This is a genomic window from Enterobacter cloacae complex sp. GYL001, assembly GCF_049237125.1.
Lineage (GTDB): Bacteria > Pseudomonadota > Gammaproteobacteria > Enterobacterales > Enterobacteriaceae > Enterobacter > Enterobacter hormaechei_C.
In genome coordinates this window covers 409,668-423,393 of sequence record NZ_JBMKGW010000002.1, presented here as the reverse complement: position 1 = coordinate 423,393, position 13,726 = coordinate 409,668, and the positions used below count along the sequence as shown (strand labels likewise).

Genomic DNA, 13,726 nt, shown 5'->3' with positions numbered 1-13,726 from the left:
TTCCTCGCTTATTTTTGGCGGTACTTCAGCGCACCGCTCGGGCAGGTATCAATTACGCGCATAACCGTTTCTGCATCTACTTCATCCGGCGCGATCCATGGTTTACGCTTCAGATCGAACAGCTTCGCGCTGCCGCGCACGCAGTTGCCCGAGTGTTTGCAGATCCCGGTGTTGAAGTAGACATCGATTTTTTCACCGGTATAGGCCCGGTACCCCGCATCCAGTAGCTCCTGATCCATGACATTGCCTCTGTAATTATTGTGGTGACAAAAGAAGCATACCCTCACCCGATCCGCCTGACCACGTCAAAAACGAGGTTTAGCCACACTCTTTTCAGCGCATGACTTCTTCACGTTCATAGGATTATTCCGAATACAAGAACACCCGTTGCGAAGATATATTTTTGCGCTGTGTCAATTCTTGTAATAATTCACGCCACGTTCACATTAGGATTATTAGCTAAGCGCAATCTTAACCTCCGGATTTATTTTCATCTAACTGATGGATTTCCCATCCGTTTTTAAAACTCGTAACGAAGCGGTATTTCTTCACTCCCTGCAAAATTACCGCAAAACAACCCAGACAAGAAATTTGACTCTTCTCACATAACGACTAATGTTAATTTCTGAACGACAACTGATACGAATTACTTATCGTATCTCCTGACATAAACGCAACATGAGGGTTGATATATGGCAGAGCAACATCGTGGTGGTTCCGGTAATTTCGCTGAAGACCGTGAAAAGGCATCAGAAGCTGGACGTAAAGGCGGCCAGCACAGCGGCGGTAATTTCAAAAACGATCCGCAACGCGCATCTGAAGCGGGTAAGAAAGGGGGTCAGAGCAGTCATGGCGGAGGCCGTAAATCTGATAACTCCTGATCTTATTTAAAGCTCTTATAAATATACCGAGAGCATGCTGCGGGCCCGTCGGCTCGCAGTACCTTCCCTTTATTTCACTGGAGCGAAAATATGAATATGAAAACTGTTGAAGATGTATTTATTCACCTGTTATCCGACACCTACAGCGCTGAGAAGCAGCTGACCCGCGCGCTAAGCAAATTAGCTCGCGCCGCATCCAGCGAGAAGCTGAGTGCCGCGTTCACGGCTCACCTCGAAGAGACGCAGGGACAGATCGAACGTATCGATCAGATTATTGAGCAGGAATCCGGTCTCAAACTGAAGCGCATGAAATGCGTTGCGATGGAAGGCTTAATTGAAGAAGCCAACGAAGTTATTGAGAGCACTGAGAAAAATGAAGTGCGTGACGCTGCATTAATTGCCGCAGCTCAGAAAGTTGAACATTACGAAATTGCCAGCTACGGCACCCTGGCCACCCTGGCTGAACAATTAGGCTATAAAAAAGCCGTTAAACTTCTTGCCGAAACGCTGGAAGAAGAAAAAGAAACCGATCTCAAATTAACCGATCTGGCTGTCGGTAATATTAATCAAAAAGCCCAGAAAGGATAATTAATATCTGATGAGCATCAGCACCAAAAATTAACCAGAAAATAAATCACAGGAGTTAATTATGAATCATGTAGAACACTACCATGATTGGCTACGCGATGCCCATGCGATGGAAAAGCAAGCCGAATCCATGCTGGAATCAATGGCCAGCCGTATTGATAATTATCCCGACTTACGTGCACGAATTGAACAACACGTTAATGAAACTAAACACCAAATTACCGTGCTGGAAGAAATTCTCGACCGCAATGATATTTCCCGTTCGGTCATAAAAGATTCCATGAGTAAAATGGCGGCGCTCGGCCAGTCCATTGGCGGCATGTTCCCTTCCGACGAAATTGTTAAAGGCTCTATCAGCGGCTACGTTTTTGAGCAGTTTGAAATTGCCTGCTACACCTCTCTGCTGGCTGCGGCCAAACAAGCGGGCGATACCGCCTCCATTCCAGCCCTTGAATCCATTCTGGAAGAAGAGCGCCAGATGGCAGACTGGCTGCTCCAGCATATTCCACAGACGACGGAACAGTTCCTGCTGCGCTCCGACGCGGATGGCGTTGAAGCTAAAAAATAACAAAAGAGGGAGAATGTATGTTTCGACACGTAAAACAGCTGCAATACACGGTACGCGTAGCCGAACCGAATCCGGGCCTGGCCAATCTTCTGCTTGAGCAGTTTGGCGGGCCACAGGGCGAACTTGCCGCGGCATGTCGTTACTTTACGCAAGGATTGAGCGACGACGATCCCGGTCGTAAAGATATGCTGATGGATATCGCGACCGAGGAGTTAAGTCACCTGGAAATTATCGGCACCCTGGTGGGTATGCTGAATAAGGGTGCGAAAGGCGAACTGGCGGAAGGCGTTGAAAATGAAGCGGAACTGTACCGCTCCATGACCGAGAACGGCAACGACAGTCATATCACCTCGCTGCTCTACGGCGGCGGTACTCCGCTTACTAACTCCGCAGGCGTACCGTGGACGGCGGCGTACGTGGATACCATTGGCGAACCGACCGCGGATCTGCGCTCTAACATAGCGGCCGAGGCGCGCGCCAAAATTATCTACGAACGGCTTATTAACGTAACGGACGATCCGGGTGTTAAAGATGCGCTGGCGTTTTTAATGACGCGTGAGGCAGCACACCAGCTCTCGTTTGAGAAGGCGCTACAGTCGATCCGTAACAATTTCCCACCGGGTAAATTGCCGCCAATCGAAGAGTACACCAACAAGTACTACAATATGTCTGAGGGGGGAGAAGTTCGCGGCAGCTGGAACAGCGATAAGCACTTCGACTACGTGGAATCTCCTCAGCCAGCGGTCGATGGCGGTGACGGCGGCGCAAGCGTAACGCTCACTACAGAGCAGGAAACGCTGGTCAAAGCGATGTGCGCACGCACGAAATCCGACCCCAATGCCGATCCGCTTACCGGTGCCGAGCTTGGTGCAGGTAAGAAAAAACCGTAACCGGTTTTGCCAGGCAGCCTGAGGCTGTCTGGCAATGCCTTGTGCGCTATCAGTTCCAGAGGTACGGAGCATGTTCGAGCTTGATGCGTTTCATCTGGCCAGGATACAGTTCGCCTTTACCGTCTCTTTTCATATTCTCTTCCCGGCGATCACCATCGGGCTTGCGAGCTATCTGGTGGTTCTCGAAGGCATGTGGCTTCGCACCAAAAATGATGTCTGGCGCTCGCTATACCATTTCTGGCTGAAAATTTTCGCCGTCAACTTTGGTATGGGCGTGGTTTCCGGGCTGGTCATGGCTTACCAGTTTGGGACTAACTGGAGCGGCTTTTCCCAGTTCGCAGGCAGCATAACCGGCCCTCTGCTCACCTATGAAGTCTTAACCGCCTTCTTCCTGGAAGCTGGTTTCTTAGGCGTGATGCTGTTCGGCTGGAACAAGGTCGGCCCCGGCCTGCACTTCTTTGCCACCTGCATGGTGGCGCTGGGCACGCTGATGTCCACCTTCTGGATCCTCGCCTCCAACAGCTGGATGCACACCCCGCAGGGCTTCAGTATTCAGAACGGTCAGGTCATTCCCGAAGACTGGCTGGCCATTATCTTTAACCCCTCATTCCCTTACCGCCTGATCCATATGTCCATCGCCGCCTTCCTGTGCAGCGCCTTGTTTGTGGGCGCATCCGGGGCATGGCATCTGCTGCGCGGTAACGATACGCCCGCTGTTCGCACAATGTTCTCCATGGCTATGTGGATGGCGCTGCTGGTCGCGCCCATTCAGGCCGTGGTCGGGGATATGCACGGCCTGAATACGCTTGAGCACCAGCCTGCCAAAATCGCCGCGATTGAAGGCCACTGGGAAAACCCGCCCGGCGAGGCCACCCCACTGCTGCTGTTTGGCGTACCGGATATGGACGAGGAGCGCACCAAATACGGGCTTGAAATTCCCGCGCTCGGCAGCCTGATCCTGACGCACAGCCTGGATAAACAGGTCCCGGCGCTGAAGGATTTCCCGAAAGAGGACCGCCCTAACTCGCTCATCGTCTTCTGGTCCTTCCGCATTATGGTCGGCATGGGGCTGCTGATGATTACCCTTGGCGTGTTGAGCGTCTGGCTGCGCTATCGCCGTCGACTCTATCACTCGCGGCCATTCCACTGGTTTGCCCTCTGTATGGGGCCTGCCGGACTGCTCGCGCTGCTCGCCGGGTGGGTCACCACCGAAGTGGGCCGCCAGCCGTGGGTCGTTTACGGCTATCTGCGCACGATAGATGCGGTGTCTCTGCACAGCACGTTGCAGATGAGCATCAGCCTGCTGGCCTTTATCGTGGTCTACTGTTCGGTGTTTGGCGTGGGTTATGTGTATCTCGCCCGGTTGATTAAGAAAGGTCCGCAGCCTGTGGGCACGCTAACGTCTAATACGTCGGGCACCCCTGCCCGTCCGCTGTCCGCCGCCGAGTCTGTTCCGGAAGAGGAGAAGATCTGATGGGCGTCGATATCCCGGTCATCTGGTTTGCCATTATTGTCTTCGCCACGCTGATGTACATCATCATGGACGGTTTCGATCTCGGTATCGGCATGCTGTTCAGCTTTGTGGGCGATGCCAAAGAGCGCGACGTGATGGTGAACAGCGTCGCCCCGGTCTGGGACGGAAATGAAACCTGGCTGGTCCTCGGCGGCGCAGGGTTGTTCGGCGCGTTTCCGCTGGCCTACGCGGTAATAATCGATGCCCTGACCATCCCGCTGACGGCCATGCTGATCGGGCTTATTTTCCGCGGCGTGGCGTTTGAGTTTCGCTTTAAGGCGACCCCTTCACACCGCAAATTCTGGGACTACTCCTTTGCCGGCGGTTCCCTGCTGGCAACCTTCAGCCAGGGGATCGTGGTTGGCGCGATGATCAACGGCTTTGACGTGGAAGGGCGTCGCTTTGTGGGCTCCTCGCTGGACTGGTTCACCCCGTTTAATCTGTTCTGCGGGCTGGGCTTAATTGTCGCCTATACCCTGCTGGCTACCACGTGGCTGATCATGAAAAGCGAAGGCGCGCTGCAAAACCGGATGCGCGAGCTGACCCGCCACGTGCTGCTGGCGCTGATTGCCGTTATTGCGGTGGTAAGTATCTGGACCCCGCTCGGCTGGCAGTTTGTCGCCGAGCGCTGGTTTACTCTGCCTAACTTCTTCTGGTTCCTGCCAGTTCCGGTTCTGGTGGCGGTATTCAGCCTGTGGATCTGGCGGCTGACGCGCAATCCCGACAGCCATGCCCGTCCGTTCCTGTTAACGCTGGGCCTGATCTTCCTCGGCTTTAGCGGCCTGGGCATCAGCCTGTGGCCACACATTATTCCGCCGCACATCACCCTGTGGGAAGCCGCCGCGCCGCCTGCCAGCCAGCTGTTTATGCTGATTGGTACACTGTTAATCATCCCGGTGATCCTGGTTTATACCGCCTGGAGCTACTACGTCTTCCGGGGCAAAGTGTCTGATACCGAAGGTTATCATTAAGGATTGCTATGGCAGGCTGGCATACACGCGCCATTATTTACCAGATTGATACCGCCCTGTTTTACGATCTTAACGGCGATGGCTGTGGCGACATCGCCGGAATCACCGCGAAGCTGCGCTACATCCGCCGGATGGGCGCGACGGTTATCTGGATCACCCCGTTTTACCTCACGCCTTTTCTCGATGAAGGTTATGACGTGAGCGACCATTTGCAGGTCGATCCCCGCTTCGGCAAGCTCAACGATATCATCGCCTTTATTGAACAGGCGCGGGAGCTGGGGATGCAGGTCATTATTGAGCTGCTGATCCAGCATACCTCGGATGCGCATCCCTGGTTTCAACAGGCCCGCCGCAACCCCCAGTCACCCTACCGTGACTATTACCTGTGGTCCGACACGGACGACGACGATACGCCACCGATGTTCCCCGGCGTGGAGAAGAGCATCTGGACATGGGACGACGAGGCGGGGCAATACTACCGGCATATGTTTTATCACCACGAGCCGGATCTCAATCTGGCCTCCCCTGCGGTGCTAAAGGAGATTGAGAACATCATCATCTTCTGGCTAAAGCTCGGGGTGTCGGGCTTTCGCCTGGATGCGGCATCGCACCTGACAAAACAGGCCGGACGTGGGGATGAAAAACGCGGCCTGTGGATCCTGGAGCATCTGCGCCGTCTTATCGGGCAGCGTAACCCGGACGCGATCCTGCTCGGCGAAGTCGACGTGGAGGTCGAGGCCTACAAAGATTATTTTGGTCAGAACGACCGGCTCAACCTGGTGCTGAATTTCTGGCTCAATAAGTACTTTTACGTCAGCCTGGCAGAGAAGAGCGCACGACCGCTGCGCAACGCGGTGAAGAAGATGATTGTGCCGCCGGACTCCTGCTGCTTCGCCAACTGGCTGCGCAATCATGATGAGCTGGATCTGGAAGGGATAGGAAAAAAAGCGAAGCAGACCGTCATCGATACCTTTGCCCCTGACGAAGAGATGAGTGTGTATCAGCGAGGTATCCGCCGCCGTCTGGCGCCGATGCTTAATGGCGATCGAAAGCGGCTGGCCTTTTGCCATGCGGTCTTGTTTTCGCTACCGGGCGTACCGGTCATGCGCTACGGGGATGAGATTGGCATGGGGGATGATTTGGATCTTGAGGAGCGTTACGCCGTACGCACCCCGATGCAGTGGGCCGGATCGCAAGGCGGCGGTTTCTCAGATGCCGACCCGGAAACTTTTGTCGCCCCGATGATTGACCACGGCCCGTACCGCTATCAAAAAATCAACGTGGCGGATTCGCTGTTGCACCGCAACTCACTCCTGCACTGCATTATCGATATCGCCAATACGCGCTCGGAGTTCCCTGAGATCGGCGTCGCGCCGTTTCGTCTTATTAATATCGACAGCGATGCGGTACTGGGGATCTATTACGAAACCGACACGCGCAGCATTCTGACCTTCGTTAACTTCAGCGATAAGCCCGTTAATTTTACCGCCAGAGGGATCCGGCATGCGACCTGGACCGCCTGCCTGGCGGACAAACGCTACGACGACGCGCTGGTGTGCGGCAAAACCGTCGCGCTTAACCTCAGCGGCTATGGCTACCGCTGGTTCTGGACCGATCGTACCGCACTGCGCTGATTATCGTCTCCGCGAGAGCAGCAGACGGGCCACGATCGCGCCCGTGACGGCAAGGGAGCCGAGCAGCACTTTCCCCGGCATGCCGGAGGTGACGCTGATAGCGCGCTCTTTTGCTTCGTCGGTGAAGTTCCCGTGGATTTTATGCAGGTCGTTGACCGGCTGATCCAGATAGTCCTGACGGTCATCCGCATTTAACGTATCGGTCATCTGCCCTTCCCAGGCCTTTTTAACCATCAGCCGATCCAGAAAGCCGGGGAAAAGAAATTGCCCGACAATCGACTGGACGGTGCTGCTGCCCACCCACAGTTCCCGCACCGGTTTCTGCGCCACCTTAAAAATAGCGCTGGCAGCTACTTCCGGCTGAAAAACGGGAGGAACCGGGCGCATCGCCCAGGCAAATTTATTCCTCGCCCACTCGAACTGCGGCGTATTGAGGCCCGGCATCTGTACCATTGCGATCTGCACCCGGCTGTTTTCATGCATCAGTTCGGTGCGCACAGCATCGGTAAATCCGCGGATTGCGGCTTTCGCCCCGCAGTAGGCTGACTGCAAGGGAATGGAACGGTAGGCCAGCGCGGAGCCAACCTGAATAATCGTTCCACGATCGCGTGGGGTCATTAACTCCAGCGCGGCGCGGGTGCCGTTAACATAGCCCAGATAGGTCACCTCGGTGACGCGGCGAAACTCCTCAGGCGACATGGTGCGAAACGGCGCCAGCATCCCGCCCATGGCGTTATTCACCCAGACATCGATGGCCCCAAGCCGGTATTCAATCTCGTTAGCAGCCTCGGTCACCGCCTTGCTGTCCGCCACGTCGGCCTGAACGGCGCAGGCGTTGATCCCGAAACGGCGCAACTCCTCTTCTGTGGAGCGCAGGCTCTGCTCGTCGCGGGCAATGATGCCCACATCGTAGCCCGCTTTGGCAAAGTGCAGCGCCGTGGCTTTCCCCACGCCCGCCGTACCGCCGGTAATAGCGATGACAGCCATAGCCTTTCCCCTTATTTCAGACGTTATCCCAGCCGGAGAGTATTTCGATCAGTTCAGACAGGGAATAACGCACCGCTTTATCCACCACATCCTGACATTCACCGGAAAACAGCACGGTGCGGGTTTCCGTCTGTCCGCGAATATTCCAGCCGAAGCAGACCGTACCGGCTGCGGTGCCATCGTCGCCGCCTTCCGGTCCCGCATAGCCGCTGATGGCAAGGCCGATATCCGCCTCGGCAATTTCGCGAATTTTAGCGGCCATCTCGGTCACCGTTTGTTCACTGACGGCGGTGAAGCGCTCAATGGTTTCGTGCCGCACGCCGAGGATCCTCTCCTTCGCCGCATCGCTGAACACCACCATGCCAACGTCATAAAATTCCGCCGTGTTCTCTTCGGCACAAAGCGCAACCGCGAGATTGCCGCCGGTACAGGACTCTGCGGTGGTTAACCGCAAATCTCTGTCCGTAAGCTGAGTGGCGAGCTTTTTCGTCAGCTCGCTGATGGTGCTGTTGCTGTCGTGAATAAGGTTGCTCATCGCGTTGCCCCTTAATTTTCGTCAGGAATAATAGAAATATGACCATTACGCTCAAGAATAGCGTATTTAATCTCCTTCAATTCTGTAATACCGTGATTCTGGCGGGCTGATACCAATATATCATCACAGGATACATCGACCTTTTTCAGTTTATCGGCAAGGGGAACACCGTTCTCCACCAATATCACCGGCGTGCCATCAAGAATATTCTCGACAGTGGAAAAATATTTTTTCAGCAGGCCAAAAATAATATCCACAACCACCAGCGTCGTTATTGTAATCATCGCGCCGGTGACGGAGAAATCTTCGCCAAGCAGCGCCTGTTGTGTCGCCTCACTGATAATTAAGAGCAAAATAAGGTCAAAACTGGTCATTTGTAGCAGAGCGCGTCGCCCGGCAACTTTAAACACAATGACCAGAAACAGGTAAATTGCCAGGGCACGAAAAACCATGTCCATATTTGACTCCTAGGGGTAAATAAACTGCCAGAAACGGATATCTGGCTCGTTGTTTACGCGGATGCTGTTTGTCCACTTCCCTGCTTTTGACGGCGTGATGAATAACAAAACGGTAAATTTATCGGTCTGTTGTAAACGATCGTAGACGAGAAACAGGGTATTCCCCCGGCTGTACATGCTGTCCGGCTGTGGCCAGACGCTGCCGGGCTCATATGCGTCGCTGCTTTCGCTGGTCATGCTGAGGGTATATTTCCCTTCAGACGTCACCGGAAACGTCAGTGCCATCCGCGATTCGGTCTGGCGGCGACCGAAGCGCTCATAGCTCAGGGTCAGGGATTTTGCTTCGTTTGTTTTCTCCACGTCGCTGACCGCACCGCTGGAAAACAGGCCGGCTATCGCGGCCACGATAATAGCTAACAGCACAATAAAACCCACCTGGCGAAATGCATACTCAAACGTCAGTAAACGGCTACTCTCTTTTATCCCAGGCACTTTTTCATTTTTTGGTTCCATGGCTGTGGTCACCGTTTCGCTTAATTGCCGAAATTTTTGATTTTTCTGTGCAAATGCTTTTAAGACTTATCACATTTGCCACATAAAGGAATAGCAACAATACTTAATAAGTCAAGACATCCAAAATGAAGGGTATCAGATGAAATTATCAGTGATTTCAGCCTTGTTTATATTAATTATCCCTACTGCATGGGCAGATAATAACGGCGGGTTACAAAAGGGTGATGCGCCGCCACCGCCGCATGCGCTGGACAGCGGTTATCGTGGTACCGATGATGCGCGCATTATGACTATTACTCAGGCGAAAGAGATGCATGATGGTGCCTCTATTTCATTGCGCGGCAATCTTATTGATGGCAATGGCGATAAATACGTATTCCAGGATAAAACCGGGAAAATCGACGTTATTATCCCGAAAGCCGTATTTGACGACAGAACCGTGGAACCTGACAACATGATCAGTATTAGCGGCTCGCTCGATAAAAAATCATCCCCACCCGTAGTGCGGGTCAGCCACTTGCAAAAATAATTCAGCGAAGCGTTAACGCTGTAACTATCCATCAAATCTCACCCCTAACAAGGAGTTAGCTATGAGTGATAATGAACAACGTACGAACGCTTACCCAACGCCACCTTTCCCGGAGCAGCCCCAGACGCCACCGGGCCTGGCCTCAGAGATGGAACCCGTACCCGACCACGGCGAGAAGAGCTACAAAGGGCATGGTCGTCTTGCCGGTAAGAAGGCGCTGATTACCGGGGGCGATTCCGGCATCGGACGCGCGGTAGCCATTGCCTATGCCCGCGAAGGGGCAGATGTCGCGATTAACTATTTGCCGGAAGAGGAAGAAGACGCAGCGGAAGTCATCGCCCTGATTAAAGCGGAAGGACGGAATGCCGTCGCGCTTCCGGGCGATGTGCGGGACGAAACTTTTTGTCAGAACCTGGTGGAGCAGGCCGTCTCAAAACTGGGCGGGCTGGATATCCTGGTGAATAACGCAGGCCGCCAGCAGTACCGTGAGTCGCTGGAAGAACTGACCACGGAAGATTTTGACGCGACCTTTAAGACCAACGTCTATGCGCCTTTCTGGATCACAAAGGCGGCGTTGCGCCATATGAAAGCCCCTGCTTCCATCATTAACACCTCCTCCGTTCAGGCGGTGAAACCGAGCGCCGTACTGCTTGACTATGCGCAGACCAAAGCCTGTCTCGCGGTGTTCACCAAAGCGCTGGCGAAACAGCTGGGACCGAAGGGGATCCGCGTGAACGCGGTAGCGCCGGGACCCTACTGGACCGTGCTTCAGCCCAGCGGTGGGCAGCCACAGGAAAAAGTGAAACATTTTGGCGAGAGTACCCCTCTGGGACGCCCGGGACAGCCCGTGGAGATCGCACCGCTGTATGTCACCCTGGCCTCGGATGAGTGTTCATACACCTCCGGGCAGGTGTGGTGTTCAGACGGCGGGGATGGCGTCATCTAGCGCTCAAGGCGCGCAGAGTGTAGGCCGGTTAAGGCGAAGCCGCCACCCGGCAAATTGTTGCAGGCGAATGCTAAAGGGCTGCGAAAGCAGCCTTTTTTACGTTTAAGGGGTGACGACAGGAAACCAGAAGCTGAAGCTCTCCATGCAGCGCAGCATTTCGTTTAGCTTCGCGGCATTGCCGACGATCGTCACCTCTCCTGCCTGTTGCGCCTTTTTCAACGTGGTCTCTTTGAGGATGATTTTATTCAGCGTTTCGCGGCTGAGCGTGATGGTTGCATCCGGATCTTCTGCCTGAGCGTTGGCGATATGGTTCAGCACGCCATTCTCCAGCTCCAGCTTGTACCTGCCGCCCTCGCGGCCCAGATCAACGTTAAAAATCCCTCTGGCATTCGCAGCTCTGACGCCGTTAAGGTGAACGCCGAAGTAGTCAAAAATCATCTCAGTCGAAATGGCACGGACCGCATCCGGGCTGGCGGTATTGGGCGTCGGCATCCTCTCCACGCCGTTACGCAACTCCTGCGCACCGGTGAGGTAGGCGTTACGCCAGGGTCCTGACTCGGCCTGGTATCCCAGCTGTTCAACCGCGTCCGCTTCCAGTTCGCGCGCCGCCTTATTATTTGGATCGGCAAAAACGACTTTATTCATCACCTGCGCCACCCAGCGGTAATTTCCCCGGGCATAATCAACCCGGGCTTTTTCAAGGATCGCGCGGGCTCCGCCCATGTAATCGACATATTTTTTCGCTGCCTCGACCGGAGGCAGTTCATTGAGCGTCGCCGGATTTCCGTCGAACCAGCCAAGATAGTAGACATAGGTGGCTTTGACATTGTTGCTTACCGAGCCGTAATAGCCACGGCCTGCCCAGGATTTTGCCAGCCCGTAAGGCAGGGCGAAATTAGCGGCTATCTCATCCCTCGTCAGCCCTTTATTCGCCAGCCTCAGCGTCTGGTCGTTGATATAGCGGTAGATATCACGCTGGCTTTTCATCAGCTTCACCACTTTCTTATTACCCCATGTGGGCCAGTGGTGCTGCGCGATAATAATTTCCGCTTTATCCCCCCAACGATCGAGGGCGTTATTGATGTATTTTGACCATGCCAGCGGATCGTGTATTTTCGCCCCGCGCAGCGAGTAAGTATTGTGCAGAGTGTGAGTGACGTTCTCTGCTGCTTCAATCAGCTTTTTCTCTTCCACATACCAGAGCATTTCAGACGGCGCTTCCGACCCCGGCGCCAGCATAAAATCATAGGTGAGACCGTCGATGATCTCTTTCTGCCCGTCTTCGGTAATGGCGTGAGTGGGCGCGATAAGCGTGACCGTCCCGGCTGAGGTGGTAGTCCCCATACCCGCCCCTACCTGACCTTTTACATTGGCCTTTAACAGGTTTCCGTAGATATAACTGGCACGGCGGCTCATGGCATTTCCGGCCATGATATTTTCCGATACCGCCTCTTCCATAAAACCTGCTGGAGCATAGACTTTCACTTTGCCGGTTATCACTCCCGCTTCATCGACTACGCCACGCACGCCGCCATAATGATCGACATGACTATGGGTATAAATAACGGCAACAACCGGGCGTTTGCCACGATGTTGAACGTAAAGATCCATGCCCGCTTTGGCCGTTTCCGCAGACACCAGCGGATCGATAACCGTGATCCCCTCTTTGCCCTCTATAATCGTCATATTCGACAGATCGAGGTTACGGATCTGGTAGACGCCTTCCGTGACCTCAAACAGACCGCCAATATTATTCAGCTGCGCCTGACGCCACAGGCTCGGGTTGACGGTATCCGGCGCTTTTTGCCCTTCTTTGATAAAAGCGTATTTCTGGGGGTTCCAGATAACGGCGCCTTTTTCGCCTTTAATCACCGCGGGTGGCAGCGGGGCAATAAAGCCTTTGTGCGCATTTCGGAAATCCGTCTTATCAAAGAAGGGCAGTTGACCATAAAGTGCATCATTCATCTCTTTCGTATGGACAGTGGCTCCCTTCCCTTCCTTTTGTGCCAGGACAGGCAATGAGGTCAACGACACTAATAGCAGACCAGCAACGGCTATCGCACTAACGAGAGTTTTAAATTTCATACTTCCTCGAGGAGTTATATTCACGCTGGCGGTACATGGGGGGAAAGGAGGCTATCACCAGGCTTATCTTTAACCTATGGAAATAACGTTTATAAATAAATTAGTTTATTCTTTCGTCGCTGCGTCCTTAAGGGATAATGCTGAGTCCAGTTATTTCCCCGGAGTGATTCGATGAAGAGCCTGCCGTTCTTTTTCGCTGTATTAACCCTCAGCACATTAACAGCCTGTAGTTCTCCCCAACCAGACAATGTTGAAAAAATTAATCATCTGCAAATTCCACTGGTGTTGCCGGGGGAAAAACCGCCGCAGGCACAGATATCGCATATCGCGTCTCTTTATCAGGAAAATAAACAGCAGATCGAGACCTTAACGCGCAGCGTAAAATCACAGTATCTACAGGACACCACCGCAAAAGAAATTTTTGTTGCGGACAGTGACGTTCAACGCGTCTATGCCTCGCTGACCAAACTGGAACAGTTAGATATGGTTAATCAGCAATACCTGAAAGATAATAATGTCACGGGCCTGCAAAATATTCATATCATTCTTGAACCGTTATTCACCAGCTGAAAATAAAAAACCCGGCAACATAAGCAGCCGGGTTTTTATTAATGGGCATATCACGGGC

General features: G+C 53.6%; 16 protein-coding genes. 10 read left to right on the top strand and 6 right to left on the bottom strand.

Annotated elements, in window-relative coordinates; all coding sequences use genetic code 11:
* Positions 1 to 8 precede the first annotated feature (8 nt).
* Complete coding sequence (gene yjdI, locus ACOTWU_RS06135; protein WP_015571774.1) at positions 9 to 239, bottom strand: 4Fe-4S mono-cluster protein YjdI; 231 nt, start codon at positions 237 to 239, stop codon at positions 9 to 11.
* A 453-nt stretch (positions 240 to 692) separates the two neighbouring features.
* Between yjdI and ACOTWU_RS06130 the strand changes: the two genes are divergently transcribed.
* The 7 genes from ACOTWU_RS06130 to ACOTWU_RS06100 all read left to right on the top strand — a co-directional run bounded on the left by ACOTWU_RS06130 (position 693) and on the right by ACOTWU_RS06100 (position 7,045).
* On the top strand, positions 693 to 881 hold the full coding sequence (locus ACOTWU_RS06130) for a general stress protein (RefSeq protein ID WP_015571775.1): 189 nt from the start codon (positions 693 to 695) through the stop codon (positions 879 to 881).
* 90 nt (positions 882 to 971) lie between these two features.
* Complete coding sequence (locus tag ACOTWU_RS06125; RefSeq protein ID WP_003862851.1) at positions 972 to 1,469, top strand: ferritin-like domain-containing protein; 498 nt, start codon at positions 972 to 974, stop codon at positions 1,467 to 1,469.
* Between the two features lie 61 nt (positions 1,470 to 1,530).
* The gene (locus ACOTWU_RS06120; RefSeq protein ID WP_017382870.1) at positions 1,531 to 2,037 is read left to right on the top strand and encodes a ferritin-like domain-containing protein; all 507 of its coding nucleotides are present in this window, start codon (positions 1,531 to 1,533) and stop codon (positions 2,035 to 2,037) included.
* A 17-nt stretch (positions 2,038 to 2,054) separates the two neighbouring features.
* On the top strand, positions 2,055 to 2,927 hold the full coding sequence (locus ACOTWU_RS06115) for a manganese catalase family protein (RefSeq protein WP_015571777.1): 873 nt from the start codon (positions 2,055 to 2,057) through the stop codon (positions 2,925 to 2,927).
* Between the two features lie 70 nt (positions 2,928 to 2,997).
* On the top strand, positions 2,998 to 4,401 hold the full coding sequence (locus ACOTWU_RS06110) for a cytochrome ubiquinol oxidase subunit I (RefSeq protein ID WP_126498792.1): 1,404 nt from the start codon (positions 2,998 to 3,000) through the stop codon (positions 4,399 to 4,401).
* The gene (gene cydB, locus ACOTWU_RS06105; protein WP_015571779.1) at positions 4,401 to 5,411 is read left to right on the top strand and encodes a cytochrome d ubiquinol oxidase subunit II; all 1,011 of its coding nucleotides are present in this window, start codon (positions 4,401 to 4,403) and stop codon (positions 5,409 to 5,411) included. The genes ACOTWU_RS06110 and cydB overlap by 1 nt, the downstream gene beginning before the upstream one ends.
* A gap of 8 nt (positions 5,412 to 5,419) precedes the next feature.
* The gene (locus tag ACOTWU_RS06100; RefSeq protein WP_017382873.1) at positions 5,420 to 7,045 is read left to right on the top strand and encodes an alpha-amylase family protein; all 1,626 of its coding nucleotides are present in this window, start codon (positions 5,420 to 5,422) and stop codon (positions 7,043 to 7,045) included.
* Here ACOTWU_RS06100 and ACOTWU_RS06095 read toward each other — a convergent pair whose 3' ends face one another.
* From ACOTWU_RS06095 to ACOTWU_RS06080, 4 genes are read right to left on the bottom strand one after another with little or no spacing between them, the layout of a single operon-like run.
* Entirely contained in the window at positions 7,046 to 8,032 is a 987-nt protein-coding gene (locus ACOTWU_RS06095) for an SDR family oxidoreductase (RefSeq protein ID WP_126498791.1), read from the bottom strand.
* 16 nt (positions 8,033 to 8,048) lie between these two features.
* Positions 8,049 to 8,567 carry a 2-oxo-tetronate isomerase gene (locus tag ACOTWU_RS06090; protein ID WP_063623832.1) on the bottom strand — a complete coding sequence of 173 codons (519 nt, stop codon included), beginning with the start codon at positions 8,565 to 8,567 and terminating at the stop codon, positions 8,049 to 8,051.
* An 11-nt stretch (positions 8,568 to 8,578) separates the two neighbouring features.
* Positions 8,579 to 9,025 carry a DUF421 domain-containing protein gene (locus tag ACOTWU_RS06085; protein WP_006811854.1) on the bottom strand — a complete coding sequence of 149 codons (447 nt, stop codon included), beginning with the start codon at positions 9,023 to 9,025 and terminating at the stop codon, positions 8,579 to 8,581.
* A gap of 9 nt (positions 9,026 to 9,034) precedes the next feature.
* Positions 9,035 to 9,538: a hypothetical protein gene (locus tag ACOTWU_RS06080; RefSeq protein ID WP_045141952.1), complete on the bottom strand. Its 504-nt coding sequence runs from the start codon at positions 9,536 to 9,538 to the stop codon at positions 9,035 to 9,037.
* 139 nt (positions 9,539 to 9,677) lie between these two features.
* Here ACOTWU_RS06080 and ACOTWU_RS06075 point away from each other — a divergent pair, with 139 nt between their 5' ends.
* Complete coding sequence (locus ACOTWU_RS06075; RefSeq protein WP_032649404.1) at positions 9,678 to 10,067, top strand: YdeI family stress tolerance OB fold protein; 390 nt, start codon at positions 9,678 to 9,680, stop codon at positions 10,065 to 10,067.
* A gap of 61 nt (positions 10,068 to 10,128) precedes the next feature.
* Entirely contained in the window at positions 10,129 to 11,013 is an 885-nt protein-coding gene (locus tag ACOTWU_RS06070; RefSeq protein WP_032649406.1) for an SDR family oxidoreductase, read from the top strand.
* A 102-nt stretch (positions 11,014 to 11,115) separates the two neighbouring features.
* Here ACOTWU_RS06070 and ACOTWU_RS06065 read toward each other — a convergent pair whose 3' ends face one another.
* On the bottom strand, positions 11,116 to 13,098 hold the full coding sequence (locus ACOTWU_RS06065) for an alkyl/aryl-sulfatase (protein ID WP_126498790.1): 1,983 nt from the start codon (positions 13,096 to 13,098) through the stop codon (positions 11,116 to 11,118).
* 171 nt (positions 13,099 to 13,269) lie between these two features.
* On the opposite strand from ACOTWU_RS06065, the gene ACOTWU_RS06060 reads away from it, so the two are divergent.
* On the top strand, positions 13,270 to 13,668 hold the full coding sequence (locus ACOTWU_RS06060) for a hypothetical protein (RefSeq protein ID WP_045330801.1): 399 nt from the start codon (positions 13,270 to 13,272) through the stop codon (positions 13,666 to 13,668).
* Positions 13,669 to 13,726: the final 58 nt, after the last annotated feature.

What these genes read in the sequence shown, in the direction of transcription:
- ACOTWU_RS06100 (WP_017382873.1), top strand. Translation starts at nt 5,420, where the DNA reads ATGGCAGGCTGGCATACACGCGCCATTATTTACCAGATTGATACCGCC.
- ACOTWU_RS06090 (WP_063623832.1), bottom strand. Translation starts at nt 8,567, where the DNA reads ATGAGCAACCTTATTCACGACAGCAACAGCACCATCAGCGAGCTGACG.
- ACOTWU_RS06095 (WP_126498791.1), bottom strand. Translation starts at nt 8,032, where the DNA reads ATGGCTGTCATCGCTATTACCGGCGGTACGGCGGGCGTGGGGAAAGCC.
- ACOTWU_RS06130 (WP_015571775.1), top strand. Translation starts at nt 693, where the DNA reads ATGGCAGAGCAACATCGTGGTGGTTCCGGTAATTTCGCTGAAGACCGT.
- ACOTWU_RS06120 (WP_017382870.1), top strand. Translation starts at nt 1,531, where the DNA reads ATGAATCATGTAGAACACTACCATGATTGGCTACGCGATGCCCATGCG.
- yjdI (WP_015571774.1), bottom strand. Translation starts at nt 239, where the DNA reads ATGGATCAGGAGCTACTGGATGCGGGGTACCGGGCCTATACCGGTGAA.
- ACOTWU_RS06060 (WP_045330801.1), top strand. Translation starts at nt 13,270, where the DNA reads ATGAAGAGCCTGCCGTTCTTTTTCGCTGTATTAACCCTCAGCACATTA.
- ACOTWU_RS06110 (WP_126498792.1), top strand. Translation starts at nt 2,998, where the DNA reads ATGTTCGAGCTTGATGCGTTTCATCTGGCCAGGATACAGTTCGCCTTT.
- ACOTWU_RS06065 (WP_126498790.1), bottom strand. Translation starts at nt 13,098, where the DNA reads ATGAAATTTAAAACTCTCGTTAGTGCGATAGCCGTTGCTGGTCTGCTA.
- ACOTWU_RS06080 (WP_045141952.1), bottom strand. Translation starts at nt 9,538, where the DNA reads ATGGAACCAAAAAATGAAAAAGTGCCTGGGATAAAAGAGAGTAGCCGT.
- ACOTWU_RS06085 (WP_006811854.1), bottom strand. Translation starts at nt 9,025, where the DNA reads ATGGACATGGTTTTTCGTGCCCTGGCAATTTACCTGTTTCTGGTCATT.
- ACOTWU_RS06125 (WP_003862851.1), top strand. Translation starts at nt 972, where the DNA reads ATGAATATGAAAACTGTTGAAGATGTATTTATTCACCTGTTATCCGAC.
- cydB (WP_015571779.1), top strand. Translation starts at nt 4,401, where the DNA reads ATGGGCGTCGATATCCCGGTCATCTGGTTTGCCATTATTGTCTTCGCC.
- ACOTWU_RS06075 (WP_032649404.1), top strand. Translation starts at nt 9,678, where the DNA reads ATGAAATTATCAGTGATTTCAGCCTTGTTTATATTAATTATCCCTACT.
- ACOTWU_RS06070 (WP_032649406.1), top strand. Translation starts at nt 10,129, where the DNA reads ATGAGTGATAATGAACAACGTACGAACGCTTACCCAACGCCACCTTTC.
- ACOTWU_RS06115 (WP_015571777.1), top strand. Translation starts at nt 2,055, where the DNA reads ATGTTTCGACACGTAAAACAGCTGCAATACACGGTACGCGTAGCCGAA.